The organism is Haemophilus parainfluenzae, from assembly GCF_014931395.1.
Lineage (GTDB): Bacteria > Pseudomonadota > Gammaproteobacteria > Enterobacterales > Pasteurellaceae > Haemophilus_D.
The window spans coordinates 701,490-726,438 of sequence record NZ_CP063120.1 but is presented as its reverse complement, the minus strand read 5'-3'; the positions used below and the strand labels follow the sequence as shown (position 1 = coordinate 726,438).

Below are 24,949 nucleotides of genomic sequence, written 5' to 3'. Positions count from 1 at the left end.
CTTTTGGCTAAGCTTTAATTTGCCCTTTCAAGAAATCTAACAACTGATCTTTTGCAATCATTTGTTTTTCACCGGTGCGGCGATTTTTGTATTCGATTTCGCCGTTTGCGAGATTTTTCTCACCAATCACCACCATGTGTGGGACACCGATAAGTTCCATGTCCGCAAACATCACACCTGGGCGTTCTTTGCGGTCATCAAAGATCACTTCAACGCCTTGTGCTTGTAAAGTGCGGTACAATTCTTCCGCATATTGTTTAACGCTTTCAGATTTGTGCATATTCATTGGCACGACAGCTACGGTGAATGGCGCAATTTCATCTGTTGGCCATACAATACCGCGCTCGTCAAAATGCTGTTCAATCGCTGCCGCGACCACACGCGTTACACCAATACCGTAACATCCCATGGTTACGACCATTGGACGACCATCTTCACCTTGAACAGTCGCATTCATCGCTTCTGAGTATTTTTTACCTAATTGGAAAATGTGGCCTACTTCGATACCACGTTTAATCAATAAGGTACCTTTACCATCTGGGCTTGGGTCACCTTCAACTACGTTACGAATATCCGCCACTTTTGGTAACGCTACATCACGCTCCCAGTTGATATTGAAGTAATGTTTACCATCAATGTTTGCCCCCGCACTGAAATCAGACACTAATGCCACTGAACGGTCAACAATCACAGGAATATTGAGATTAACAGGGCCTAATGAACCGACACCCGCACCAATTTTAGCTTTGATAACAGCTTCATCCGCAAACTCAAATGGTGAAGCCACTTCTGGTAATTTTTCTGCTTTAATTTCATTTAATTCATGGTCACCACGAATCACTAATGCCACTAACGGTTGATCTTCGCTTGCACCTTTTACAATCAAGGTTTTAACCGTTTTCTCAATTGGCAAATTGAATTGTTCCACCAACTCTGCAATTGTTTTTGCATTTGGCGTATCAACTAATTCCATCGCTTTCGTTGGTGCGGCGCGCTCACCAATTGCCACCGCTTCCGCTAATTCAATGTTTGCAGCGTAATCAGATTCCGTAGAGAAAATCACATCATCTTCACCGCTGTTTGCTAACACTTGGAATTCATGTGATGCACTACCACCGATAGAACCGGTATCCGCTTGTACGGCACGGAAATCTAAACCTAAGCGATTGAAAATATTGCTATAAGTCTGGTACATCACATCATAAGTTTGTTGTAAGCTCGCATGATCCGCATGGAAAGAATACGCATCTTTCATGATAAATTCACGTGAACGCATGACACCGAAACGAGGACGCACTTCATCACGGAATTTGGTCTGAATTTGGTATAAATTGATCGGAAGTTGCTTGTATGATGACACTTCGCGACGAACTAAATCCGTAATCACTTCTTCATGTGTTGGACCTAATACAAAGTTACGGTTTCCGCGATCCTCAAAACGAAGTAATTCTGGACCATATTGTTCCCAACGACCTGATTCTTCCCATAATTCTGCTGGTTGCACGACTGGCATTTTGATTTCAAGTGCACCGCTTTTATCCATTTCTTCACGAATGATTTTTTCTACTTTACGGAGCACACGCCAGCCTGTTGGCATCCAGTTATAAAGACCTGAAGCAAGAGGGCGAATCATCCCCGCACGAAGCATTAATTGATGGCTTACAATGGCCGCTTCAGCCGGAGTTTCTTTTAATGTTGAGAATAAATATTGACTTGTACGCATTGAATTAACCTTAGATTCTAAGCATTGAGAAAAAATTGGTGAGAGTATAACAAAAAGTGCGGTCATTTTTAACCGCACTTTTTTCTGAGAAAAGATTATCTTCTCGGTAAGTATCTAACTGGATCGACAGATTTACCTTTATAACGGATCTCAAAGTGAAGTTTCACAGCATTGGTTCCAGTGCTACCCATTTTCGCAATCTCTTGACCCGCTTTCACTTCTTGTTGATCGCTCACAAGGATCTTGTCGTTGTGTGCATAAGCACTTAAGAAATCATCATTATGTTTGATGATGATTAAGTTACCGTAGCCACGTAATGCGTTACCCGCATACACAACACGACCGCTCGCGGCAGCTTTAACCGCTTGTCCGCGAGAACCGCTGATATCGATCCCTTTGTTACCTCCATCGGTATTAGAGAAGCCTTGGATCACATTGCCTTGGGTTGGCCATTGCCATGCCACATTCGATGCCACTGGTGCCACAACGTTCGCATTAACTGGTGTATTGTTTGTGGTTTCCACTTGTGTTGTCGTCGTTGTCACTGGCGTACTCGGTGTATTGTTGGTAAACGCTGGGGTTGATGTACCACCAGTTGCGACACCAGCTTTAATTGGACCAATTACCGTACCATCAGAGCCAATTTGCGTACCATTCGCACCTGGTGTATAAGTCACTTCTGGTTCAGCTGGAGCTGTTGGTGCAGTTGGTGCCGTCGTTTTCACTGGTACAGTCGTGGTAACCGTTTTAGTTGAACAATTTGAAATTTTTAACGTTTGGCCCACACTTAAGCTATAAGGCTCTTTCATATTGTTCATGCTCGCTAAATCTTTCACGTCCATACCGGTCAAGTAAGCGATTAGGAACATGGTATCGCCTTTGTTTACTTTATAGGTATTTCCTTTGTATGAACCTTTTTGAATTTGGCTGTAATCCGGCGCATTGGTATTTGGATTACGCGGCACGTTGATTGCGCCAGAGCTGGTGCAATCTGAAACCGTTTTGGTTACGGTTTTAGTCTGTGGTTGAACCGGTGCTGGAGCTGGCGTTGGTTTAGGCTGTGCTGCAGCAGGTTGTTGAACCGGTTGATAAGTTGGTTGAAAACTTGGTTGTGGTGTTTGAGTGCCCGTTGGCACGCTATTGCCCATTGTACTTGGCATGGTATTTTGTTGGATTTCTGGCTGCCATGTACCGCTCGAATTATTATCAACAGGCTGCATTACGCCCGGAGAAAGTGTGCCATCTACATTTTCAATTGGCGCAGGGCTATTTGAACTACAAGCTGTTAAAATAGCGATACTCACAGGGAGCAATAAAAACGATTTTTTCATTTATTCTTCCTTTAACATTAAATTTATTTCATTTGATTTGGCATCGAATTCTTTTCAATTTCCGGCATAAAGCTACCACCGGCAACCGCTCCCGTTCCTTCTACGGGTTGCATAATACCATTAGGTAATGCGTCGGGATCTTGTTTTTGTGGTTCTCCTGCACAAGCTGAAATCAGCAATGCACTCGAGATAATTAAGAGTAATTTATTCATAAAAAAGGTCATCCTGTTATTTTAAAATAAGATAAGCAATCACAGCCAGAGCGACCACACTCCAACCAATGATTTCAATAGATTTACGTAATTTCGCGGCGAATTTCTCTCCGCCCCATGCGGCCAGTTTTGCGACTAAAATGAAACGAGCAAAACGCGATACAAATGCGGTAATCACAAATGGAATAAACGCCATTTGCATCACACCGGCACAAATCGTGAAAACTTTATAAGGAATAGGACTAAAACCGGCAACAAAGACCACTAACACGCCCCATTCTTTAAACCACGCCATGGCCTGTTCCCAAGCAGCTTGGTAGCCCCATTGTTGAATATAACCTTGAACCCAATCAAAGGCATAGTAACCAATAGCATAACCAATCATTCCACCGACAACCGAAGCAATCGTAGTATAAAGTGCAAAACGAAATGCACTTTTCGGTTTTGACATTGACATCGGAATCAACATCACATCCGGTGGAACAGGGAAAAAAATGGCCTCAATAAAACTCACAAAGGATAACCAAAACACGGCAAAGCGATGTTTTGACCATTGCATTGTTTTATCATACATCGCACCAAAAATATTCATTCACTTATCCTTTATTGCTTCAATAGGGAAAATTCGTTTCAAAACGGCACATTATTCACTTTCCAGCCAATCTTGTAAAGCAGCAATTGACTGATGAGCAGTAAGATCCGCTTGAATTGGCGTAATGGCAACATAACCATTTTTTACCGCATGGAAATCTGTACCTTCACCATCATATTCTGGCAAGCCTGACGGGCCAATCCAATAAATATTTTCGCCACGAGGATCTTCTTGTTTAATCACTTCTGCAGCGGATGAGCGATAACCTAAATGACAGACTTTGATGCCTTTAAGCTCTTCGTAAGGCAAATCTGGCACATTGATATTGATCACTTCGCGTTTATTCAATAATTGAGGATGTAATTTCGGAATCAAATCACACACCACGCGAGCCGCTGTTTCATAATGCAAACGGCCATCTAAAGATACCGCAATAGCTGGCAACCCTAAATGTCGGCCTTCCAATGCTGCAGCCAAAGTACCTGAATAAATCGTATCATCACCCATGTTACAACCTGCATTAATACCCGATACCACAAGATCCACTTGTCCAGATAAAAAACCGTTCAATGCCAAATGCACACAATCAGCCGGTGTGCCATTCACGCAATAATCACCACTGTCTAAATGACGCGGACGAAGCGGCTCAACAAGCGTTAATGAGCTTGATGCTGCGCTACGATTACGATCGGGTGCAACGATCACCACATCGGCAATTTTGCGTAATTCTTTTGCTAAAACTTGAATCCCTTCGGCGTGAAAACCGTCATCATTGCTGACTAAAATTCGCATTATTCTTCTTCCTTTATATTCACTAACTCTCGCACCAATGCAGTGGCATAGCTCCCCGCAGGCAAATAAAATGAGAGCTTCAATCCTTCTTCAACAAACGTCCAATGAAAATCTTTTGCCTGCATTAATAAAGGACGGCGAGCGGCTTTCATTCTTTCTTGTTTCATTAATTCTTGAAAAACCTGATGTTCCAAAACCACTTGATTTTCGACCGCACTTGCGGATAAATTTTGTTCGCCAATTAAAGGCGCAGTGAGCAAAATATCTTGTTCGTTCAAACGTTGCTGTAAGACCACTAAATCTTCATTTTCATCAGCCTTGAACCAACTGTGCGATCCGTTTAATTGCACAATATCGTCTCTTAGAACCTGATCTGCCACATTTTGTTCAATTCGTTCTGCTACAACTAAATTAAAAATTTCGCTGCGAGCTGCTGAAAGATAAAAACTGCGTTTTTTACGATCTTTGACCTTAATCTCCCCTTTCGCCCAACGAATCGCTTGAGTCAGATTATGACCATCACGCCCAAAACGTTGTTCAGTGAAGTAGTTAGGGAAACCGTATTTCGCCACAAAATTTAAGCGTTCGTTTAACTCATCACTTTCTTTTGCACCACGCAATAAAATCTCGAAGGTATTTCCTTGAAGACTACCGGTACGAATTTTACGATTGTGGCGAGTAACGTCTAAAATCTCGACACCTTCCAATTGAAATTGACTAAAATCTGGCGTTTCCTTACCCGGCATTTGCAAACAAAACCATTGCTCTGTAATGCCATGACGATCTTTCAAACCTGCATACCCCATATTTCGATCAGAAATACCCGCAAACTTGGCAAGTTTTTCGCCCACAAACAACGTATTACAATCCGTTTTACGAATTTTTACCGCCACAAATTCGCCTTCGCCTGACATTTCATAGCCAAGATCTTCTTTAACAATAAAATCAGCGAACTCTTGCTTTAAAAGTGCGGTTGATTTTGGCGGTGTTTTTAAGGTGAAATAAGGGAGATGTTTGACCATTTTTTTCGTTCTAAAATAAGAAAGCCCAACTTTTTCGCTGCAATAAATAGCGTGATCAGCTGGGCATGTTAAGCACAATTTATCCGCGCAGAATTTTAACCTTTCCGCCCCCTCAAGGCAAACTGAAATGAGCATAAATTTTTAGCGACATTTTCATTTTTATCCCCTACAATGACCGCACTTTTTCTGACAAAAGGAATGCCTTATGACGAACTTTAACGAACTACAAGAAGAAACCCGTGAAATCATTACGGATTTATTAAATGATGGCAGCGATCCGGATGCCCTTTATATTATCGAACATCACATCGCTCATTATGATTTTGATACATTAGAAAAAATTGCTGTGGATGCTTTCAAAGCAGGCTATGAAGTGTCAGAAGCGGAAGAATTTGAAGATGAAAATGGCAAGGTCATTTTCTGTTTTGACATCATCAGTGAAGTAGAATTAAAACCTGAAATTATCGATGCACAACAAAAAGAAATTTTACCATTAGTGGAAAAATACAAAGGCATTTATGATGGCTGGGGCACGTATTTTGAAGATCCGAATGCAGAGGACGATGAATACGGCGATGACGGCGAATTTTTTGACGATGAAGATGTCGAAGACGACAACGAACGTTTACATTAATAATAACAAAGGGCGTATTAAACCGCCCTTAATTTTTATCTTACCCAAATAGGAATGAAACAATGAAACTCAAAACGCTTTCTTTAGCATTACTTGCCTTGCCTATCGCTTCTTTTGCAACAGAACCCGTATTTCATCAGTCAACGGATGTCAGCTTTAGTGTTGAAGCTGAAAGAGAGGTAGAACGAGATTTATTGCAAGTGTCCCTTTTTTACCAAGCGGAAGGCAATGATTTATCCGCACTCAATAAAACTATGGCGGAAAAAATGAATAAAGCCATTGAGTTGGCAAAAGCACAAAGTGCGGTTGAAATTAAAGATAATTCTCGCAATACCTGGATTCGCTATGACAATAAAGGCAAACAACAAGGCTGGATTGCGCGTGCAGAATTAACCTTAGAAAGTAAAGATTCTCAAGCATTATCAACATTAGTACATGAATTAGATGGCGTATTAGCCATTGATCGCGTAAGTGCCTCTGTTTCACGTGAGAAATTAAGTAGTTTAGAAAATGAATTAACCAAAGAGGCTTTAGCAAAAGTTAAAGATAAAGCCCTATTAATTCAAGAATCTTTGCAGATGAAAGGTTATCACACACAAAGCCTTGACGTGTCTTCTGCCAATGATTCCGCGAATGATTTTCGCCCTTATGCCGCAGGGGCTATGATGGCAAAAAGTTTCTCTTACTCGGATGAAAAAGATGAAACTTACACTCAAAGTGGCAAAGAGAAAATTAAAGTCAGTGTGAATGCGCGAATTGCATTGCTTAAAGAATAATTTTCTATACAATGAACGACGATTTTTTTAATAAGGAAAACACTATGAAAGTAGCAAAAAATACGGTTGTGAGTATCGCTTACCAAGTACGTACTCAAGACGGTGTATTAGTTGATGAAGCACCAGCAAATCAACCATTAGAATATTTACAAGGCCACAATAACTTAATCATTGGTCTTGAAAATGCCTTAGAAGGTAAAGAAGTTGGCGACAAATTTGAAGTGCGTGTTCAACCTGAAGAAGGCTACGGCGAATACAATGAAAACATGGTTCAACGTGTACCAAAAGATGTATTCCAAGGCGTTGATGAAGTGGTGGTTGGTATGCGTTTCTTAGCAGATACAGACATCGGCCCAGTTCCTGTTGTGATCACTGAAGTGGATGGCGATGAAGTGGTAGTTGATGGTAACCACATGTTAGCGGGTCAAGAATTACACTTCACTGTGGAAGTTGTTGGTACTCGTGAAGCAACATTAGAAGAAATTGCTCACGGTCACGTACATGGCGCACATGATCACCACCACCATCATGATGACGAAGATGGTCACGGTTGTGGTTGCGGCGGTCACGGTCATCACCACCATGATCACGATCATGGACACGGCGGTTGCTGTGGCGGTGGTCATAACCACGATCATGATCACGGACACGGTCATGGCGGCTGTGGTTGTGGCGGTCACTAATCTTAATCTAGAGATAAAAGTTGAGATGCTAAATTATATCAAGAATTAATAATTATGATAAAAGCCGCCTATTAAAGTCGGCTTTTTTTGTATGTCTTCCCCCAATTACATAATTCGGTCATAAGTGGAATCAGTGTTTTACCTGTATCTGTCATAGAATATTTAACTCTAATTGGCGATTCATCATATACAACTCTAGATACAATACCCGCTTCTTCTAGTGTACGTAATTGAGCCGTCAACACTTTTGTCGTTATATCTCCTAATAATCGTTGTAATTGATTAAAGTGAATTGACTCTCCCTTTAGTAAATAATACAGTATTTTTAACCTCCACTTACCGCTTAACAGATTTAAAGCAATCTCCATAGGACATTCTTGATTAATAGAATCTACTTTCGACAAAATACTACCCTCTTTTACACCTACTATACTAAAGGATACGTAGTATAGAGAAAGTGCCTTCTTGTTATATATCATAATAAAGCGTACAGTTATTACTATAATATATTTAGTAATAAAATAATAGGAGATGAATAACAATGGTTATAGATAGTCACGAACACCTAATATTGCCAACCGAAAATCAAATAGAGTTGATGGATCAATCAAAAATTGATAAAGCTATTCTATTTACTACAACTCCTCATCCCGAACAGGCTCATTCTTTACAGGAATTAAAACAACAAATTTCTATGCTAAATTCCGTGTTAAATGGAAATATAAATGCGAAAGAAAAGAAAAGACTATATGAAAATAATATAAAAGATTTAACCACAGCAATGAATTATTACCCTGATAGATTTCTAGGTTTTGGAAATATACCATTAGGTATGACATCATTCGATATAGAATTATGGATTGACAAACAAATATGTAGAAATCACTTAATGGGGCTTGGAGAATTTACACCTAGTACTATTGCTCAAATACAACAAATAGGGGACATTATGAAAATAGTATGCTCCAATAGAATATATCCCCTCTGGATACATACATTTCTACCAGTAACAAAAGAAATGATATTTTCACTTGTAGATTTATGTAAAAAATTCCCTACAGTGCCAATCATTTTTGGTCATTTAGGCGGTACTAATTGGATGGAATTAATTGAATTAGCAAAAACAGTACCTAATATATATTTAGATTTATCAGCACAATTTACATCTATAGCAACAAAAATGGCATTATTAGAATTGCCTGAAAGATGCTTATTTAGTTCTGATGCACCATATGGTGACCCCTTTCTCTATCGACAAATGATAGAATATCTAAGTCCATCAAAGACAATCACAAATCTAGTATTAGGAGAAAATATTATGGAATTGCTTACCAAATTAAATCTACTGTAATATGTCTGTTTGATTAAATTAATTCCTATGTTACTTTTTACGGTTCCCCAGTGAACATCGTTTTACTCGTGCATTTGCTATATCGATATTCGTAGAATACTGTGCAGTTCAGCACGTTCCTATCAACCCTCGCTGTGGTCTTCGTAAAGAATGCCAGCCATATGCCAAAATATGGAATGCATCTAATCCTAAACAAATTGAAACGAATCCAGCATATGATGCATTATTGGCAGATAACCAAAAGCGATTAATAAGTGCTGAAGGCATACAATTACGGACTAAACGTTCCATACAAGTGGAAGGTACCTTCGGTGTACTTAAAGAGGACTTTCAATTTAAACGATTTAACCATCGCGGTAAAGATAATGTTCATAAAATGCTCTATATTCGAGCGATGAGATTTAATCTTGCAAAATTACATAACAGAATACAATCTGGCCGAATTAACAAGACCTTATTCGAGATTAAAGAAGTAGCTTAAATCCAAAAAATTTTAATCTGACTAGGGCTTATTTAAGTGCGCCTAAAAATGAAAAATACCAAGAGCTTTAAAGAACGTATTACTTTAAAAGCCTTGGTATTTTCTATATTTTAAAGGGACTGCAACTAGAATGCGGTTTCACAGCATTCTGTTACAGCCCCTTTTTCTTTATCTAAACTTTCATTACAGAATGAATCGACTTAAATCTTCATTCTCGATCACTTCGCCTAATGCCTCAATCACATAGGCCGCATCAATATTCACGGTTTGTCCGTTCATATCGCTCGCATCAAATGAGATTTTATCCATTAAACGTTCCATAACGGTATGTAAACGTCTTGCTCCGATATTCTCTGTTTTCTCATTCACACGGAAAGCTGCTTCAGCAATTTTCTTAATCGCATCTTGTGTAAACTCAATGCTCACGCCTTCTGTTGCCATGAGGGCTTTATATTGCTCTGTTAAAGACGCATTTGGCTCAGTTAGAATACGCTCAAAATCCTCTGCTGTTAATGCTGATAATTCAACACGAATCGGCAAACGACCTTGCAACTCTGGGATTAAATCCGATGGACGCGCCACTTGGAATGCACCCGATGCAATAAAGAGAATATGATCAGTTTTCACCATCCCATGTTTAGTATTCACCGTTGAACCTTCCACTAATGGCAATAAGTCACGTTGCACACCTTCACGAGAAACATCCGCACCACTGTATTCGCCTTTTTTACAGATCTTGTCGATCTCATCAATAAACACGATACCATTTTGCTCAACTGCATCGATGGCTTTTTGTTTCAATTCTTCAGGATTGATCAATTTTGCTGCTTCATCGTCAATTAAGGTTTTTAATGCATCCTTAATTTTCATTTTGCGTTTTTTAGTTTTATCCGAACCTAAACTTTGGAACATGGATTGCAACTGATTAGTCATTTCTTCCATGCCTGGAGGTGCCATGATTTCTACGCCCATTGAAACGCCCGCAGACACATCAATTTCGATTTCTTTATCGTCTAATTGACCTTCACGTAATTTTTTACGGAACGCTTGGCGAGTGCTGCTGTTGGTATCGTGGTTTTCGACTTCACCCCATTGATTTTTCGGTGGTGGTAGTAATGCATCTAAAATACGATCTTCCGCCGCATCTTCGGCTTTCGCACGATTTTTCGCAATTTCTTGTTGGCGAACCAATTTCATCGCACTGTCCGTTAAATCCCGGATAATGGAATCCACTTCTTTCCCCACATAGCCCACTTCGGTGAACTTGGTTGCTTCCACTTTAATGAATGGCGCATTGGCTAATTTTGCAAGACGACGTGCAATCTCGGTTTTACCCACACCCGTTGGCCCAATCATTAAAATATTTTTAGGGGTGACTTCATGGCGAAGTAGTTCTTGCAACTGCATTCTTCTCCAACGGTTACGTAATGCGATCGCAACCGCTCTTTTCGCCTCTTTTTGGCCGATAATATGTTGATCTAATTCGGAAACAATTTCACGAGGGGTCATTTCAGACATAATTTTTCCTTATTTATTCGGTAATTCTTCGATAGTGAAATTTGTATTGGTAAACACGCAAATATCACCGGCAATTTTTAAAGATTTTTCCACAATTTCACGAGCTGATAAATCAGTATTCTCCACCAACGCACGGGCTGCCGATAATGCATAATTACCGCCAGAACCAATGGCTAAAATCTGATCGGCCTCTGGTTGCACCACATCACCAATACCGGTAATGATTAAACTTTCTTTTTCATCCGCCACAATCAACATTGCTTCTAATTTGCGTAACGCTCGATCAGTTCGCCAATCTTTGGCTAATTCTACAGCGGCTTTTAACAAATGCCCTTGATGCATTTCTAATTTACGCTCAAATAATTCAAATAAGGTGAACGCATCGGCTGTACCACCTGCAAAACCGGCTAAAACTTTGCCATTATATAAACGGCGTACTTTACGGGCATTCCCTTTCATAACGGTGTTGCCTAATGAAACCTGTCCATCGCCTCCAACAACCACTTGGCCATTACGACGTACGCTTACAATTGTTGTCATTCTTTTATCCTTCTTTTAAGAAAAGTTATTCGTTATATGGCGTTCAATTCAGCCAAATTCAAGGGGTAATTTTTCTTTGATGCTTTATTAAACAACCATCTCAAAAAAATGTGACAAAGATCACTTTTTTAAATAGCAAACGATTGCTATTATTTCACACCCATATTTTAAAAGGATATGATTTGTTACAAGTAAAACAAACTACTTAATGAGGAAAACATGAAAAATTTACTTAAACTTTCTGCCATTGCAATTTTAGCGGCAAGCGCAGTCTCTACTTTTGCATCAAACAAAGAACCTTACACTGAACAAGGTACGAATGCTCGTGAAATGACAGAGCAAAAACCGATTCACTGGATCTCTGTTGAACAATTGAAAAAGGAATTGGAAGGCAAAGCACCCATTAATGTGAGCTTCGACATTGACGATACTGTACTTTTCAGTAGTCCTTGTTTCTATCACGGCCAAGAAAAATACTCCCCAGGTAAAAATGATTACTTAAAAAATCAAGATTTCTGGAATGAAGTGAATGCAGGTTGTGACCAATATTCCATTCCAAAACAAATTGCGGTGGATTTAATTAATATGCACCAAGCACGTGGTGACCAAATTTATTTTATTACCGGTCGTACAGCTGGCGATAAAGATGGTGTGACACCTGTGCTACAAAAAGCCTTTAATATTAAAGACATGCACCCTGTAGAATTCATGGGCGGTCGCAAACTTCCAACTAAATATAACAAAACACCGGGTATTATTGAGCACAAAGTGAGTATTCACTATGGTGACAGTGATGATGATATTCTAGCAGCAAAAGAAGCGGGTATTCGTGGTATTCGTTTAATGCGTGCAGCAAACTCAACTTACCAACCGATGCCAACCCTTGGTGGCTACGGTGAAGAAGTATTGATTAACTCAAACTACTAATCTTCCTAAAAAGTGCGGTTATTTTTGACTGCACTTTCTTTGTCTAGTGAAAATCCTCTTAATTTTTAAAAAGTTTCTGGGAATATGCTAAAATTTTTGCGTTTCTAGGAGCCTATTTATGTCAGAACTCACGTCTAATCAATATTTAATCATCATTGCCGTACTGCTTTTTATTAGCATTGTGATGCTTTTTCTATTAAGCCGCAGCAAACGAGATACGCAAGAATTACAACAAGACCTCAATAAAACTATCGGCGATTACAATCAATTAGCTGAGCGTTTTGATTCCTTAAGTGTGGCCAAAAATCAGCTAGAACAGCAAGCTGTTAAAGTACAAACCCATTCAGAAGGCTTGCAAACTCGCCTTAATGAACGTGATGAAAAAATCCAATATTTAGAAAAAGAATTGGATGAAGAACAACTTCGTCACGATCAAATTGGCGGGCAAATCACCGCGTTAAAAGAACGCTTTGGAATAGCATCTGCACAAGCCGAAAGCTTGCAAGATCAATTACAACAAGCGCAAGAAAATCTACTTAGAAAAGAACAAGAGCAGCAAAAAACGCAGGAAAAATTGACCGCACTTTCACAAGAATTAACGGAGTTGAAAACCACCCTTTCCGAAAAAGAAAAACATTTTGCTGAACAGCAACAGCATATTGAGCAATCCAAACAACAGCTAGGCGTGGAATTCCAAAATCTGGCCAACCGCATTTTGGAAGAAAAAAGCCAATCCTTTAATCAAACCAATCAAACCGCATTGGAAACCTTGTTGAAGCCTTTCCGTGAACAAATCGAAGGCTTTCAAAAACGAGTCAATGAAATCCATTCGGAATCGGTGAAAGGCAATGCGGGTTTAGAAGCGGAAATCAAAAAGGTGTTGGAAATTGGCTTAAATATGTCGCAAGAAGCCAATAATTTAACTTCGGCTTTAAAAGGTGAAAAGAAAACCCTAGGTAACTGGGGAGAGGTACAACTTGAGCGCGCGCTTCAGTTGGCAGGCTTGATTGAAAACGTGCATTACAGTGCACAGGCCCATTTTAAAGATGAACAAGGCGGTCGAAACTATCCTGATTTTGTGCTAAATCTGCCCGATGAGAAAAACATCATCATTGATAGCAAAATGTCATTGAATGCTTACGAAAGTGCGGTCAATTCTGAGGATGAATTCGAACGTGAGCGTTTACTAAGGGAGCATATTAAAGCCCTGAAAAATCACATTGATGACTTGCACCGCAAGGATTACAGCAATTTGATTGGCATGCGCAGTCCTAATTTTGTCTTGATGTTCATTGCCGTAGAACCGGCTTATATTGAAGCCTTAAAATTAGACCCAAGTCTGTTTAATTATGGCTATGAGAAAAATGTGATTATGGTTTCGCACACGACCCTTATGCCAATTTTGCGTACTGTGGCGAATTTATGGCGTATCGAACGAGGCAATGCTGAGGCTAAAGAAATCGCGGAAAAAGCAGGTGAAATTTACAACCAGATTTGCTTGGTGGCAGAACGCTTAAACAAACTGGGCAACACCCTTTCCACTGTGAGCAATCAATACAACAGCACTGTCACTGCCCTTGTGGGACAACAAGGTTTAGTGGGGAAAGTGGAACGCTTTAAAGATTTGTCAGCGAAAGCTAACAAGAGCATGCCAAACGTTGAATTGCTCAATAATGACGTGGATTTAACGCGCCTATCTCTTATCACTACCGAGAACGGGGTAAAATAAAGCATACCTGTTGAATTTTTCTTTAAAAGAGGCTATTTTCTTGCCGCTTTTTTATTTGAATTTTTTATTTGTGGGGAATTTTATGGCGACAGAACAAAAAGAAATCACGGATCCATGTGCAAAATATAACGAACAAACCAGTTTTCTAAGCAAAACAATTTTTGCAAGCCGTTGGTTACAAGTGCCTATTTACTTAGGTTTAATTGTCGTGCAAGGCATCTATGCCTACAAGTTTATGAAAAACTTGTGGTATCTCATCACCAATGTTAATGAAATGGATGCAGACACCATTATGCTCGCCGTCCTCAATCTCATTGATGTGGTGATGATTGCGAACTTATTGGTGATGGTGACATTAGGCGGATACGAGATTTTTGTTTCAAAACTTCGTACAAAAAACCATCCTGATCAACCTGAATGGATGAGCCATGTGAATGCGACTGTGCTGAAAGTGAAACTTTCTATGTCAATTATCAGCATTTCCTCGATTCACTTATTGCAAACCTTTGTGAATGCCTCAAAAATTCCTGAAAAAACGATTATGTGGGAAGTGATTATTCATTTTTCTTTCTTGATTTCAGCGATTGCGATGGCTTATACCGACAAAATTCTCTACAGTACAAGCCACAAAAACCATTAATACACAAAGTGCGGTCAAAATTGACCGCACTTTTTTATTTAAACCTATAAAAATATTCACTTTATACTTACAATAAAATTTGATAACCTGAGTAAATCACTATATTATTTTCACGTACCTTTATCTTTTAATAAGGAAATATATCTCATGTTATCTCATAAGATTAAGCTAATTTGTCTCGCGGCATTCACGCTCTTTTTAACAAGTTGTTCAACAATGTATAACCCATTAGACACCTTATACTGGCATGGTAAAGAAGACTATGAGTTTTTTGCTCGAAAACGTTTACCTGATGAGTCTTATCAATGCTTTAAAGATAATGAAAAAAGTTATATTCACGCTTATCGACTTGCTCTTTATGATTTACAAACCTATGAAGTTGGCCGAAACGCTAGAACAATCTTTCTGACAACAGAAAAAGTCTATACTGGTGGCCATACATGGACTTATGTATTTACGGATGCAAACCATAAAATCACATCTATTAGAGATGCCACCGGGTTTGGTGACATTGAAAAAGAATTTGGTTGTGGTGAATATCAAGAAGCAGTAAAAATTGCTACGCCAGAAGAACTAAAAAAACGCAAAATTAAACCTAGATTATGGGCAGCTATTGCTCGCTCTCCAGAAATTAATAAAATGATGTGGGCTTCAGATGCTGCCTATAGTACGCTTGAACAGGCGAAACAAGATGCACTAAAACAGTGTCAAGAGTATGGTGGTAAAGACTGCCAATTAGCGATTGGTATAAGTAATATGTGTCTAGGACTAGCTAGTGGTAGAGATAGTAGCGGTTTGAGAGATTACTTCGGAAATAGCATCATTCCTGAGCACGCTAAAGAAATGGCGGTTGAAAATTGCCAAGCAAAAGGAGGCTCATCTTGTGAACCAAGCCCAGCGCCGTCACTTTGTGCCTTACCGTGCGATATGCTTAAAGATAAAACTTGTAACTTCGATAGCCCTCAGGTCATTATGCCAGGAATTAAAGGCGGGAAACCATTTAACGTAGCATTAGATGGTAATGTGCTTAAATAGTAAATAATATTTTCGAAAGTGCGGTCAAATTTGACCGCACTTTTGTCTTCTAAAACTCATCTTGGTGTTTAAATTTCAATAAATCTCGACGTTCTTTTTTATTTGGACGACGATCAGGATGCGGCATTGAAAGGGCATTATTTTTTCTTGCCCACGCCATTTCCTCGCGTTTTTTCACACTCTGCGCCGTTTCTTGGTAAAGCAATTGGGCCTCAGGGGCGCCACGACGTTGATCGCTCAAAGCTATCACTTCAATTTCTTTTTCATCATTGCCTTGACGGAGTTTAATCATCGCCCCAATTTCTACATTTTTACTCACTTTAGCACGCTGACCATTGTAATGGACTTTTCCCCCTTCAATCATCGCTTTCGCAATGCTACGGGTTTTATAAAAACGCGCCGCCCAAAGCCATTTATCTAACCGTACTTCGTTATTTTCAGCCATAACTCTTCCTATTTCTCTCACTTTGCGTATGATGAGCTAATAATAAGATAATAGGGCTAATATCATGAAAAAACAACTTCCACACATTCTCTCCCTTTCTACGGTGGCAAAATCCCGCTTGTTTGAAATTCAAGCTGTTGAACTCAAATTCTCCAATGGAATTGACCGCACTTATGAACGTTTCCGCCCTTTCAATCGAGATTCTGTGATGGTAATTGCGATTGATGGTGAAGATTTACTCCTCATTCGTGAATACGCGGTCGGAACAGAACAATATGAGTTAGGCTTTGTAAAAGGTGGAATGGATATGGGAGAAACGCCCGAACAAAGTGCAAATCGAGAATTGCAGGAAGAAATTGGTTTTGGCGCAAAAAAATGGACATTTTTACGTACCATGAAAATCAATCCACAAATTATGGGACATAAAATGCACGTGTTATTAGGTGAAGATCTGTATCCAAATCAACTAGAAGGCGATGAGCCTGAACCATTAGAAATCGTGCGTTATCCGTTATCTCAACTCGATACGCTTTTAGTCAGTGATGAATTTAATGAAGCCAGAAACCTAGCTGCACTTTATTCTTTACGAGATTTTTTGAAAAAACGTAAATAAATCGAATAAATTTAGATAAATTCTAATCGCAAGCGATTAACTTTAAATAAAACTTGCATAAATATTCTTTTTTTGAGAATGTATCGCCATTTTTCAAAATAAACAGGAAAATTTATGTCGCATGATAATTTAAAAGAATTGACCTTCCGAGGAATGTTCCTTGGCGCGTTAATTACAGTGATCTTCACTGCATCTAACGTTTATTTAGGTCTTAAAGTGGGGATGACATTTGCCTCCTCTATTCCAGCTGCCGTAATCTCTATGGCAATTTTAAAATTCTTCAAGGATTCCAGTATCTTAGAAAATAACATGGTGCAAACCCAAGCTTCATCAGCGGGGACATTATCTTCTGTTATTTTCGTGCTTCCAGGCCTATTAATGATGGGTTACTGGCAAGAATTTCCATTTTGGCAAACTGTGCTTATCTGTGCCGCTGGTGGTACTCTAGGCGTACTATTTACCATTCCATTACGTCGTGCAATGGTAGTAAACAGCGACTTACCTTACCCTGAAGGTGTGGCAGCGGCTGAAATCTTAAAAGCGGGCAACAATAGCGAAAGCGACAGTGGTGTAAAAGATATTGCTTACGGCGGTATTTTTGCAGGAACCGTTGCATTCTTCACCAACGCATTACGTGTCATGTCTGACAGCGCAAGTGCATGGTTCTCTAACGGCAAAGCCGTTTTCCAATTACCGATGGGTTTCTCTCTTGCCTTAGTGGGTGCGGGTTACTTAATTGGTATCGTAGGCGGTCTTGCGATGTTATTCGGGACATTCCTCGCTTGGGGTGTGGCTGTACCTTATTTCACCGCAACTGGGGATATGCCGACCGATGCGTCAATCGTGAGCTATGCCATGACTGAATGGAAAACCAAAGTACGCTTTATTGGTGTCGGGACTATCGGTATCGCGGCGATTTGGACATTATTAATCCTTCTCAAACCAATGATCGAAGGGATGATTCATTCTTTCCGTATGTTAAAAGGTTCCCAAGAGGAATCAGAACATCGTATTGATATCGACTTATCACCAAAAACCATCATTTACATTTTATTGGCGACTGTCGTGTTAATCGTGATTTCCTTATATCACTTTGTGGCAGCAGCACCTATTTCTGCTGAACTTGCCGTATTATTAGTGGTGGTTTGTACGCTACTCGCGGTGTTAATCGGCTTCTTCGTTGCAGCCGCATCGGGTTATATGGCTGGACTTGTAGGCTCATCTTCTAGCCCTATTTCTGGTATCGGGATCATTTCTGTTATCGTGATTTCACTTGTTTTAGTAACCATTGGTAAAAGCAGTGGTTTATTTGAAACGGCTGACGGTCAAAAATTCTTAACGGCATTGACCTTATTCACGGCATCTATCGTTTTAACCACCGCGACTATTTCAAACGATAACTTACAAGACTTAAAAACCGGTCTTCTAGTTGAAGCCACCCCTTGGAGACAACAGGTTGCATTAATTATCGGTTGTTTCGTGGGTGCATTAGTGATTGCACCAGTATTAGAAATTTTATACCACGCTTATGGTTTCACTGGCGCATTACCACGCCCAGATATGGATCCTGCACAAGCACTTTCTGCACCACAAGCCACCATTATGACCACCATTTCTAAAGGTATTTTTACGAACCAATTAGAATGGACTTATATTTTAAGTGGTGTGGGCTTAGGTATTGTGTTGATTATTGTAGATGCATTTATGCGTAAAACCAGTAACAGTCGCTTTGCCTTACCGGTATTAGCCGTCGGGATTGGTATCTACCTTCCACCATCAATCAATATGCCGGTTGTAGTCGGTGCGGTGATGGCATGGCTTCTCACACGCAATATTAAGAGCTACGCAAAACGCACTAACGATACAGAAGTGGAGAAAAAAGCAGAACGTTTCGGCACACTCTTCGCGGCAGGTTTAATTGTGGGTGAAAGCTTAATGGGCGTTATCTTAGCCTTTATTATTGCAGCATCTGTGACTTCGGGTGGTTCAGAAGCGCCATTAGCCTTAGCGTTAGAAAACTGGGATAATATTGGCGAGTTACTTGGTCTTGCCGTATTTATCTTTGGTATCTTTATTTTCGTTTCTCGTGTATTACGTGCGAAGAAATCGAAATAATGGATTTAAATAGGCTGTCCTCGGATAGCCTATTTTTCTAGGAGCTTAAGGTGTCAACGCAATCTCCTTATCTAAAGGCAATGATTATCTTCCCACTGATTACTCAGTTGATAGGTAGCGTTATTGCTTATGCCATTTTTGGCCTAGACTACTGCAAAGAAGGTAACGTCGATGCGGCATTATTTGGTTTCTTTCTTACATTCTGGCCACTTACCGTGCCAGCGATAATCAACGCTTACTTTGCTAAATACCGCGGCTATCTACGTCATCAGTGGAATAAAATCCTCATTTTTTCATTCATCATTCTTTTTTGTTATTGGAGTATCGGCAATCTTCTCATCGCACAAAATACCCAATATCTGACTGACCGTGTATTATTCGTCTTAGAGGGCTCTGCCATCCTAGCAATCTATACGACAATTTGCCTCTCCTTGTTATTACCGAAATCAAAGTAGGAAATAAACATGCAATTATCTCAATCTCTTCTCGATCAAGTCCGCACACTCGCTAATGAAGCGGGAAAACATTTAACTCATTTTTACCAACAGAATGTGATAATACAAACTAAATCGGATAACACCCCCGTTACGGAAGCCGATTTATTTGTCAGCCAATTTTTAATCGAAAAACTGACCGCACTTTTCCCTGACATTCCTGTTCTTTCAGAGGAAAACTGCAATATCCCCTTTAAACAACGCCAAACTTGGCAAACTTATTGGTTAATCGATCCCCTTGATGGCACGCAGCAATTTATTGATCGCACCGATCAATTCTCCGTATTGATTACACTCGTGCAAGACCACCAACCTGTGCTAGGCGTGATTCACTTCCCTATTTTGAATATCACCTATTACGCCATGAAAGGTTTCGGCGCATTCAAACAGAGTGATAAAGAGATAACACGCTTACAGCCAAGAAAAATTGATCTTACAAAACCGTTAAAAATCGCCGTAGGCGCCACCACCTCACAAGAAAAAGTGCGGTCGATTTTGGCGAAGAATTTGGCATGTGAATTTACGGTGGTGGGTTCGAGTAGTTTGAAAAGTGGTTTGGTTGCAGAAGGAATTGTTGATTGCTATGTTCGCCTCGGCAAAACCGGTGAATGGGATACGGCAGGCGCTGAAATTTTATTAGCTGAAATCAATGGGATGATTTTCGATCCGCACTATCAGCCGCTCACCTATAATCAGCGTGAAAGTTTAATTAATCCACCCTTTGTGATGGTGTCAGATAATACACAAAATTGGGCATCTGTCTTTCAATTTAATTGATTGGTTCGATTGGTAAAGTGCAGTAATATATTGCATTATTTAAAAACACTACTCGGAACAATAAGGAATAATATGCAAACAAATAATAATTGTATCGTAATTTTTGGTGCTTCTGGTGATTTAACGCACCGTAAACTCATTCCAGCACTTTATAATCTCTTCAAATTTGGTCGTTTAAACAAATTTTCTGTATTAGGTGTCGCGCGTTCAGAATTAAACGATGAGACTTTCCGTGAAAAAATGCGTGAAGCGTTACTTGAAACAGAAGAAACCACTCCAGAAACGCTAGACGCTTTTTGTAGTCATCTCTATTACCAAGCGGTAAACACATCTGATGCTGCGGATTACGGTAAATTAGTCCCACGTTTAGAAGAATTACATACTAAATATCAAACAAATGGCAACACCCTTTACTATATGTCCACGCCACCAAGCTTATATGGTGTAATTCCAGAATGCCTCGCGGCCCATGGTTTAAACGAAGAAAAAGACGGTTGGAAACGTATTATTGTCGAAAAACCTTTTGGTTACGATGAAAAAACAGCACAAGAACTCGACGTCCAAATTCATCGTTTCTTTGAAGAACATCAGATCTATCGTATCGATCATTATCTTGGTAAAGAAACCGTACAAAACTTGCTTGTTTTGCGCTTCTCGAATGGCTTATTCGAACCACTTTGGAACCGTAATTACATTGATTATGTCGAAATTACGGGTGCCGAAGCCATTGGTGTAGAAGAACGTGGTGGCTATTATGATGGTTCTGGCGCAATGCGTGACATGTTCCAAAACCACTTATTACAAGTTTTAGCCATGGTTGCCATGGAACCACCCGCAATCATCAATGCGAACTCAATGCGTGATGAAGTGGCCAAAGTCATGCATTCTTTACGTCCATTAACGCAAGATGACGTTGAGCACAACTTAGTGCTTGGTCAATATACTGCAGCGGAAATTGATGGCAAAGAAGTTAAAGGCTATTTACAGGAAAAAGGCGTTCCAGCTAACTCTCGCACTGAAACCTTTATGGCATTACGTTGCGAAATCGAAAACTGGCGTTGGGCTGGCGTACCTTTCTATGTGCGTACAGGTAAACGCTTACCGGCACGTGTGACAGAAATTGTGATTCATTTCAAAACTACACCACATCCGGTATTCAGTCAAAATGCGCCTGAGAATAAATTGATCATCCGTATTCAACCTGATGAAGCCATTTCAATGCGCTTTGGTTTGAAAAAACCAGGTGCGGGCTTTGAAGCCAAAGAAGTCTCAATGGATTTCCGTTATGCCGATTTAGCCGATGAGCAAGTGCTCACGGCTTATGAACGCTTATTGCTTGATGCGATGAAGGGCGATGCCACACTCTTTGCGCGTACGGATGCGGTGCACGCTGCATGGAAATTTGTGCAACCGATTTTGGATTACAAAGAAGCTGGTGGTCGAATCTACGAATATGAAGCGGGCACTTGGGGACCGATTGCAGCCGAAAAACTCATTGCGAAAAGTGGTCGCGTATGGCGTAAACCAAGCGGTAAAATGAAGAAAAAGGTTTAGTCATCAATATCTCGCCTTCTTCAATAAATAGAAGAAGGCTTATCACCGAATAGAGAGAAACAAACATGAACACCATCACCTTCCCAACGGCTCAACACGCTGTTGAAAAGATCGCCCAAGAATTTGTGATTTATAGCCAATTAAATCACCCTGTGCATATTTCTCTTTCTGGCGGTTCAACGCCTAAGCTGTTATTCAAAACTTTAGCCAAAGCGCCTTATACCGAACAAATCAACTGGAGAAATCTGCATTTTTGGTGGGGTGATGATCGCATGGTTCCGCCAACAGATTCAGAAAGCAACTACGGTGAAGTGCAAAAACGCTTATTTGATCATATTCAAATTCCCGCAGAAAATATCCACCGAATTCGTGGCGAAAATGAACCGCACTTTGAGTTAAAACGTTTCGAAGAAGAATTAAGTGCGGTCATTCCAAACGGTGTTTTTGATTGGATCATTTTAGGTATGGGGACTGACGGTCATACCGCTTCTCTCTTCCCACATCAAACTAATTTTAATGATGAAAACCTAGCTGTCATTGCCAAACACCCTGAAAGTGGTCAAATTCGCATTTCTAAAACAGCCAAACTCATTGAACAAGCCAAACGCATTACCTATTTAGTCACTGGCGAAAGCAAAGCAGACATTTTAAAAGAAATCCAAACGACTCCTGCAGAGAATCTGCCTTATCCCGCAGCAAAAATTAAAGCAAAAAATGGCGTGACGGAATGGTATTTGGATAAAGCGGCGGCAGCATTATTGTAATACGCCCATCAAAAAAGGAACTTCGAGATGAAAAAAGTATTGTTATTGACGTTATTGCCAGTAGCTGCAATGGCTACCTCAATCAAAGGTATGGGAAACTACCAAGATTGGGATTTAGTGTGTGATAACACGGGCACTTGTCGTATGGCGGGTTATCAGGATGAAAGTAGTGACCCAGTCTCTATTTTATTTACTCGTGCGGCAGGCGAAAATGCTGTAGTGGAAGGAAAGTTCACTATTTTACCATTTGGTGAAGCCGACCGTGATGTACAAGTCGGTCAAGACATTGAAATTTGGTTAAATGGTAAATCATTAGGCAAAGTCAAGCATATTTCTGACGACGCGCCAGATAAGCTGACTGAAGAGCAAACCAAAGCATTACTTAGCGGATTGAAAAAAGAGAGCGAAATTCGTCTAACCTATGGGAAAACCACGCTTAAAGTGTCAGACAAAGGCGCAGCGGCAGCCATGCTCAAAATGGATGAATTCCAACAACGATTAAATACCCCTTCCGCACTCATCAGCCAAGGTCAAGAGAAACATGCAGTATTAGCGCCAAAAGTTAAACCCAAAATTGATGCTGTTAGTGTGAAGAACCGCAAAACAATAGAATTAAAACTCGGTGAAAAACAATACGATAACGTGCTCGCACTGTTACGTAAAGCTCACGATGGCTGCGTTGATGAAGACTTAGAAAGCCAAGATATAACGATTTATCCGTTAACGCATAATAAGGTATTAGCTGAAGCGCTTTGTTTCAAAGGCGCTTATCAAAGCACCAACTACTATGCTGTACTCGATGACAAACTGAGCAAAGTAGAACAAGTCTTAGCGGAGCAGTACAACGAAGCAGGCTATGATGAAAAACAAGGTTATGCGTTTGTAAGAGGTTCTTACAAAGGTCGAGCATTAGGTGATTGTTTGGCTGGGCAAGACGCAGTATGGAATGGCAAAATCTTTATCCGTACTTCAGAGTGGACAACAGGCTCTTGTAAAGGGCTTCCCGGAGGTACGTGGCAGTTACCTATTTTTGTTAGTCACGTCATCGTCAAATAAACAAACAACGCTTACTACAAGCGGTTAGATTTGACGAATTTTTTGCAAATCTTCTTTTAGGAATTGATAACATGAAAAAACTTCTTCTTCTCTCATTATTACCACTCACCGCAATGGCAACACCAATTAAAGGTTTTTTTGAAATCTATCAAGATTGGGATTTAATTTGTGATAATACCGGCACTTGTAATATGGCGGGTTATCAAGAAGAAAGAGATGGCTCTGAGCATCCTGTTTCGATTTTATTTACTCGAAGTGCGGGAGAGCAAGCACCTGTGACGGCGCAATTAGCATTATTACCCGATGAACTGAGTAATAAAACGGCTGAAATTATCTTAAATGGTCAATCACTCGGTGCAATCCAAAATATCTCAGAAGAGGGAATTGTAAAATTAAGTGAAAAACAAACAACAGAATTACTCACGGCGCTAAAAGGAAACGCAAGTATTGAAGTGGTGTTTGGTGAGTTTAAGGAGAAAGTCTCTGATAAGGGCGCGGCGGCAGCCATGCTCAAAATGGATGAATTTCAACAACGTTTAAATACGCCTTCCGCACTTATTCGTCAAGGCAAAGAAAAACATGCGGTATTAGCGCCACAGGCTGCACAAAAAATTGAGGCAGTAAGTGTGAATAACCGCCAAACCACGGAACTAAAACGCGGTGAAAAACAATTTGATGCAGTATTAGCTTTATTACGTAAAAGTAATAGGACGAATAAAAACTCAGAAAATTACTGTTATGCACTTCATAAAGATGATGTATGGAATGAACAAATTACACTTTACCCGCTAACGAAAGGAAAAGTGCTAGCTGAAGCGATTTGTCTTGCTGGAGCCTATCAATCCACTTATTACTATGCCGTATTAGACGAAAAATTAACCAAAATTGAACAAGTGCTAGCAAACCAGTATAACTATGCTGATTATGATAAAAACACTCATGTTTTAAAGGTAGAAGGATCATTTAAAGGGCGTGGTCTTGGAGATTGTTGGTCTGGGCAAGAAGCTGTTTGGAATGGCAAAACCTTTATCCGTACTGAAGAACATACCTCTGGCTCTTGCAAAGGGTTTGCGGGTGGAGCTTGGAGCGGATTGCCGATTTTTGTGAGCGAGATGAACGTTAAATAAAAACCGCTGCCCACTTGT

27 protein-coding genes are annotated in these 24,949 nt (G+C 40.1%); 17 read left to right on the top strand and 10 right to left on the bottom strand.

The window, feature by feature from the left end; genetic code table 11:
* Nucleotides 1-7: 7 nt before the first annotated feature.
* The 6 genes from proS to truD form a co-directional block, all read right to left on the bottom strand.
* The gene (gene proS / locus INP94_RS03615; RefSeq protein WP_197544048.1) at nucleotides 8-1,723 is read right to left on the bottom strand and encodes a proline--tRNA ligase; all 1,716 of its coding nucleotides are present in this window, start codon (nucleotides 1,721-1,723) and stop codon (nucleotides 8-10) included.
* Nucleotides 1,724-1,818: 95 nt separating this feature from the next.
* Nucleotides 1,819-3,054, bottom strand: coding sequence for a murein hydrolase activator NlpD (nlpD, locus tag INP94_RS03610; RefSeq protein ID WP_197544047.1), 1,236 nt, complete (start codon nucleotides 3,052-3,054; stop codon nucleotides 1,819-1,821).
* Nucleotides 3,055-3,077: 23 nt separating this feature from the next.
* A complete protein-coding gene (locus INP94_RS03605; RefSeq protein ID WP_049380765.1) occupies nucleotides 3,078-3,266 on the bottom strand; it encodes a hypothetical protein in 189 nt (62 codons plus the stop codon).
* 16 nt (nucleotides 3,267-3,282) lie between these two features.
* Nucleotides 3,283-3,858: a YqaA family protein gene (locus INP94_RS03600; RefSeq protein WP_049376021.1), complete on the bottom strand. Its 576-nt coding sequence runs from the start codon at nucleotides 3,856-3,858 to the stop codon at nucleotides 3,283-3,285.
* A 51-nt stretch (nucleotides 3,859-3,909) separates the two neighbouring features.
* A complete protein-coding gene (gene surE / locus INP94_RS03595) occupies nucleotides 3,910-4,650 on the bottom strand; it encodes a 5'/3'-nucleotidase SurE (RefSeq protein ID WP_049364714.1) in 741 nt (246 codons plus the stop codon).
* Nucleotides 4,650-5,672: a tRNA pseudouridine(13) synthase TruD gene (gene truD / locus INP94_RS03590; protein WP_197544046.1), complete on the bottom strand. Its 1,023-nt coding sequence runs from the start codon at nucleotides 5,670-5,672 to the stop codon at nucleotides 4,650-4,652. The genes surE and truD overlap by 1 nt, the downstream gene beginning before the upstream one ends.
* 205 nt (nucleotides 5,673-5,877) lie before the next feature.
* Here truD and rraB point away from each other — a divergent pair, with 205 nt between their 5' ends.
* From rraB to slyD, 3 genes are all read left to right on the top strand, one after another.
* On the top strand, nucleotides 5,878-6,306 hold the full coding sequence (rraB, locus tag INP94_RS03585) for a ribonuclease E inhibitor RraB (RefSeq protein ID WP_049363970.1): 429 nt from the start codon (nucleotides 5,878-5,880) through the stop codon (nucleotides 6,304-6,306).
* 62 nt (nucleotides 6,307-6,368) lie between these two features.
* Nucleotides 6,369-7,082, top strand: a complete 714-nt coding sequence (locus INP94_RS03580) for an SIMPL domain-containing protein (protein ID WP_049373058.1) — start codon at nucleotides 6,369-6,371, stop codon at nucleotides 7,080-7,082.
* A gap of 44 nt (nucleotides 7,083-7,126) precedes the next feature.
* Nucleotides 7,127-7,765, top strand: coding sequence for a peptidylprolyl isomerase (slyD, locus tag INP94_RS03575; RefSeq protein WP_197544045.1), 639 nt, complete (start codon nucleotides 7,127-7,129; stop codon nucleotides 7,763-7,765).
* A 71-nt stretch (nucleotides 7,766-7,836) separates the two neighbouring features.
* On the opposite strand, the gene INP94_RS03570 is transcribed toward slyD, so the two are convergent.
* Complete coding sequence (locus INP94_RS03570) at nucleotides 7,837-8,169, bottom strand: winged helix-turn-helix transcriptional regulator (protein ID WP_197544044.1); 333 nt, start codon at nucleotides 8,167-8,169, stop codon at nucleotides 7,837-7,839.
* A gap of 137 nt (nucleotides 8,170-8,306) precedes the next feature.
* Between INP94_RS03570 and INP94_RS03565 the strand changes: the two genes are divergently transcribed.
* Together INP94_RS03565 and INP94_RS10925 are read left to right on the top strand one after the other, a co-directional pair.
* On the top strand, nucleotides 8,307-9,116 hold the full coding sequence (locus INP94_RS03565; RefSeq protein ID WP_111387094.1) for an amidohydrolase family protein: 810 nt from the start codon (nucleotides 8,307-8,309) through the stop codon (nucleotides 9,114-9,116).
* 79 nt (nucleotides 9,117-9,195) lie between these two features.
* The gene (locus tag INP94_RS10925) at nucleotides 9,196-9,597 is read left to right on the top strand and encodes a transposase (protein WP_197544263.1); all 402 of its coding nucleotides are present in this window, start codon (nucleotides 9,196-9,198) and stop codon (nucleotides 9,595-9,597) included.
* Nucleotides 9,598-9,780: 183 nt separating this feature from the next.
* Here INP94_RS10925 and hslU read toward each other — a convergent pair whose 3' ends face one another.
* Both hslU and hslV read right to left on the bottom strand, forming a co-directional pair.
* A complete protein-coding gene (gene hslU, locus INP94_RS03555) occupies nucleotides 9,781-11,115 on the bottom strand; it encodes an ATP-dependent protease ATPase subunit HslU (protein WP_197544043.1) in 1,335 nt (444 codons plus the stop codon).
* Nucleotides 11,116-11,124: 9 nt separating this feature from the next.
* Entirely contained in the window at nucleotides 11,125-11,655 is a 531-nt protein-coding gene (hslV, locus tag INP94_RS03550; RefSeq protein WP_005695137.1) for an ATP-dependent protease subunit HslV, read from the bottom strand.
* Nucleotides 11,656-11,874: 219 nt separating this feature from the next.
* Between hslV and aphA the strand changes: the two genes are divergently transcribed.
* The 4 genes from aphA to INP94_RS03530 all read left to right on the top strand — a co-directional run bounded on the left by aphA (nucleotide 11,875) and on the right by INP94_RS03530 (nucleotide 15,986).
* The gene (gene aphA, locus INP94_RS03545; RefSeq protein ID WP_014064597.1) at nucleotides 11,875-12,582 is read left to right on the top strand and encodes an acid phosphatase AphA; all 708 of its coding nucleotides are present in this window, start codon (nucleotides 11,875-11,877) and stop codon (nucleotides 12,580-12,582) included.
* Nucleotides 12,583-12,700: 118 nt separating this feature from the next.
* Entirely contained in the window at nucleotides 12,701-14,311 is a 1,611-nt protein-coding gene (locus tag INP94_RS03540; RefSeq protein WP_197544042.1) for a DNA recombination protein RmuC, read from the top strand.
* Between the two features lie 82 nt (nucleotides 14,312-14,393).
* Nucleotides 14,394-14,951, top strand: coding sequence for a TIGR00645 family protein (locus INP94_RS03535; RefSeq protein WP_197544041.1), 558 nt, complete (start codon nucleotides 14,394-14,396; stop codon nucleotides 14,949-14,951).
* A 216-nt stretch (nucleotides 14,952-15,167) separates the two neighbouring features.
* Nucleotides 15,168-15,986 carry a DUF4189 domain-containing protein gene (locus INP94_RS03530; RefSeq protein WP_232087416.1) on the top strand — a complete coding sequence of 273 codons (819 nt, stop codon included), beginning with the start codon at nucleotides 15,168-15,170 and terminating at the stop codon, nucleotides 15,984-15,986.
* A gap of 49 nt (nucleotides 15,987-16,035) precedes the next feature.
* On the opposite strand, the gene hslR is transcribed toward INP94_RS03530, so the two are convergent.
* Nucleotides 16,036-16,431: a ribosome-associated heat shock protein Hsp15 gene (gene hslR, locus INP94_RS03525; protein ID WP_049368084.1), complete on the bottom strand. Its 396-nt coding sequence runs from the start codon at nucleotides 16,429-16,431 to the stop codon at nucleotides 16,036-16,038.
* A 64-nt stretch (nucleotides 16,432-16,495) separates the two neighbouring features.
* On the opposite strand from hslR, the gene nudE reads away from it, so the two are divergent.
* The 8 genes from nudE (at nucleotide 16,496) to INP94_RS03485 (ending at nucleotide 24,931) form a co-directional block, all read left to right on the top strand.
* On the top strand, nucleotides 16,496-17,044 hold the full coding sequence (gene nudE / locus INP94_RS03520; protein ID WP_070776250.1) for an ADP compounds hydrolase NudE: 549 nt from the start codon (nucleotides 16,496-16,498) through the stop codon (nucleotides 17,042-17,044).
* 114 nt (nucleotides 17,045-17,158) lie between these two features.
* Complete coding sequence (locus INP94_RS03515; protein WP_197544039.1) at nucleotides 17,159-19,159, top strand: OPT family oligopeptide transporter; 2,001 nt, start codon at nucleotides 17,159-17,161, stop codon at nucleotides 19,157-19,159.
* Nucleotides 19,160-19,209: 50 nt separating this feature from the next.
* Nucleotides 19,210-19,614, top strand: a complete 405-nt coding sequence (locus INP94_RS03510) for an HI_0559 family membrane protein (RefSeq protein WP_197544038.1) — start codon at nucleotides 19,210-19,212, stop codon at nucleotides 19,612-19,614.
* A 9-nt stretch (nucleotides 19,615-19,623) separates the two neighbouring features.
* The gene (gene cysQ / locus INP94_RS03505) at nucleotides 19,624-20,430 is read left to right on the top strand and encodes a 3'(2'),5'-bisphosphate nucleotidase CysQ (protein ID WP_197544037.1); all 807 of its coding nucleotides are present in this window, start codon (nucleotides 19,624-19,626) and stop codon (nucleotides 20,428-20,430) included.
* A 72-nt stretch (nucleotides 20,431-20,502) separates the two neighbouring features.
* Entirely contained in the window at nucleotides 20,503-21,984 is a 1,482-nt protein-coding gene (gene zwf, locus INP94_RS03500; RefSeq protein ID WP_049369898.1) for a glucose-6-phosphate dehydrogenase, read from the top strand.
* Nucleotides 21,985-22,049: 65 nt separating this feature from the next.
* Nucleotides 22,050-22,748 (top strand): 6-phosphogluconolactonase, encoded by a 699-nt coding sequence (gene pgl, locus INP94_RS03495; protein ID WP_197544036.1) that lies wholly within the window; start codon nucleotides 22,050-22,052, stop codon nucleotides 22,746-22,748.
* A gap of 27 nt (nucleotides 22,749-22,775) precedes the next feature.
* Entirely contained in the window at nucleotides 22,776-23,804 is a 1,029-nt protein-coding gene (locus INP94_RS03490) for a DUF1176 domain-containing protein (protein WP_197544035.1), read from the top strand.
* Between the two features lie 71 nt (nucleotides 23,805-23,875).
* Nucleotides 23,876-24,931: a DUF1176 domain-containing protein gene (locus INP94_RS03485; RefSeq protein WP_197544034.1), complete on the top strand. Its 1,056-nt coding sequence runs from the start codon at nucleotides 23,876-23,878 to the stop codon at nucleotides 24,929-24,931.
* The last annotated feature ends 18 nt before the right edge of the window (nucleotides 24,932-24,949 follow it).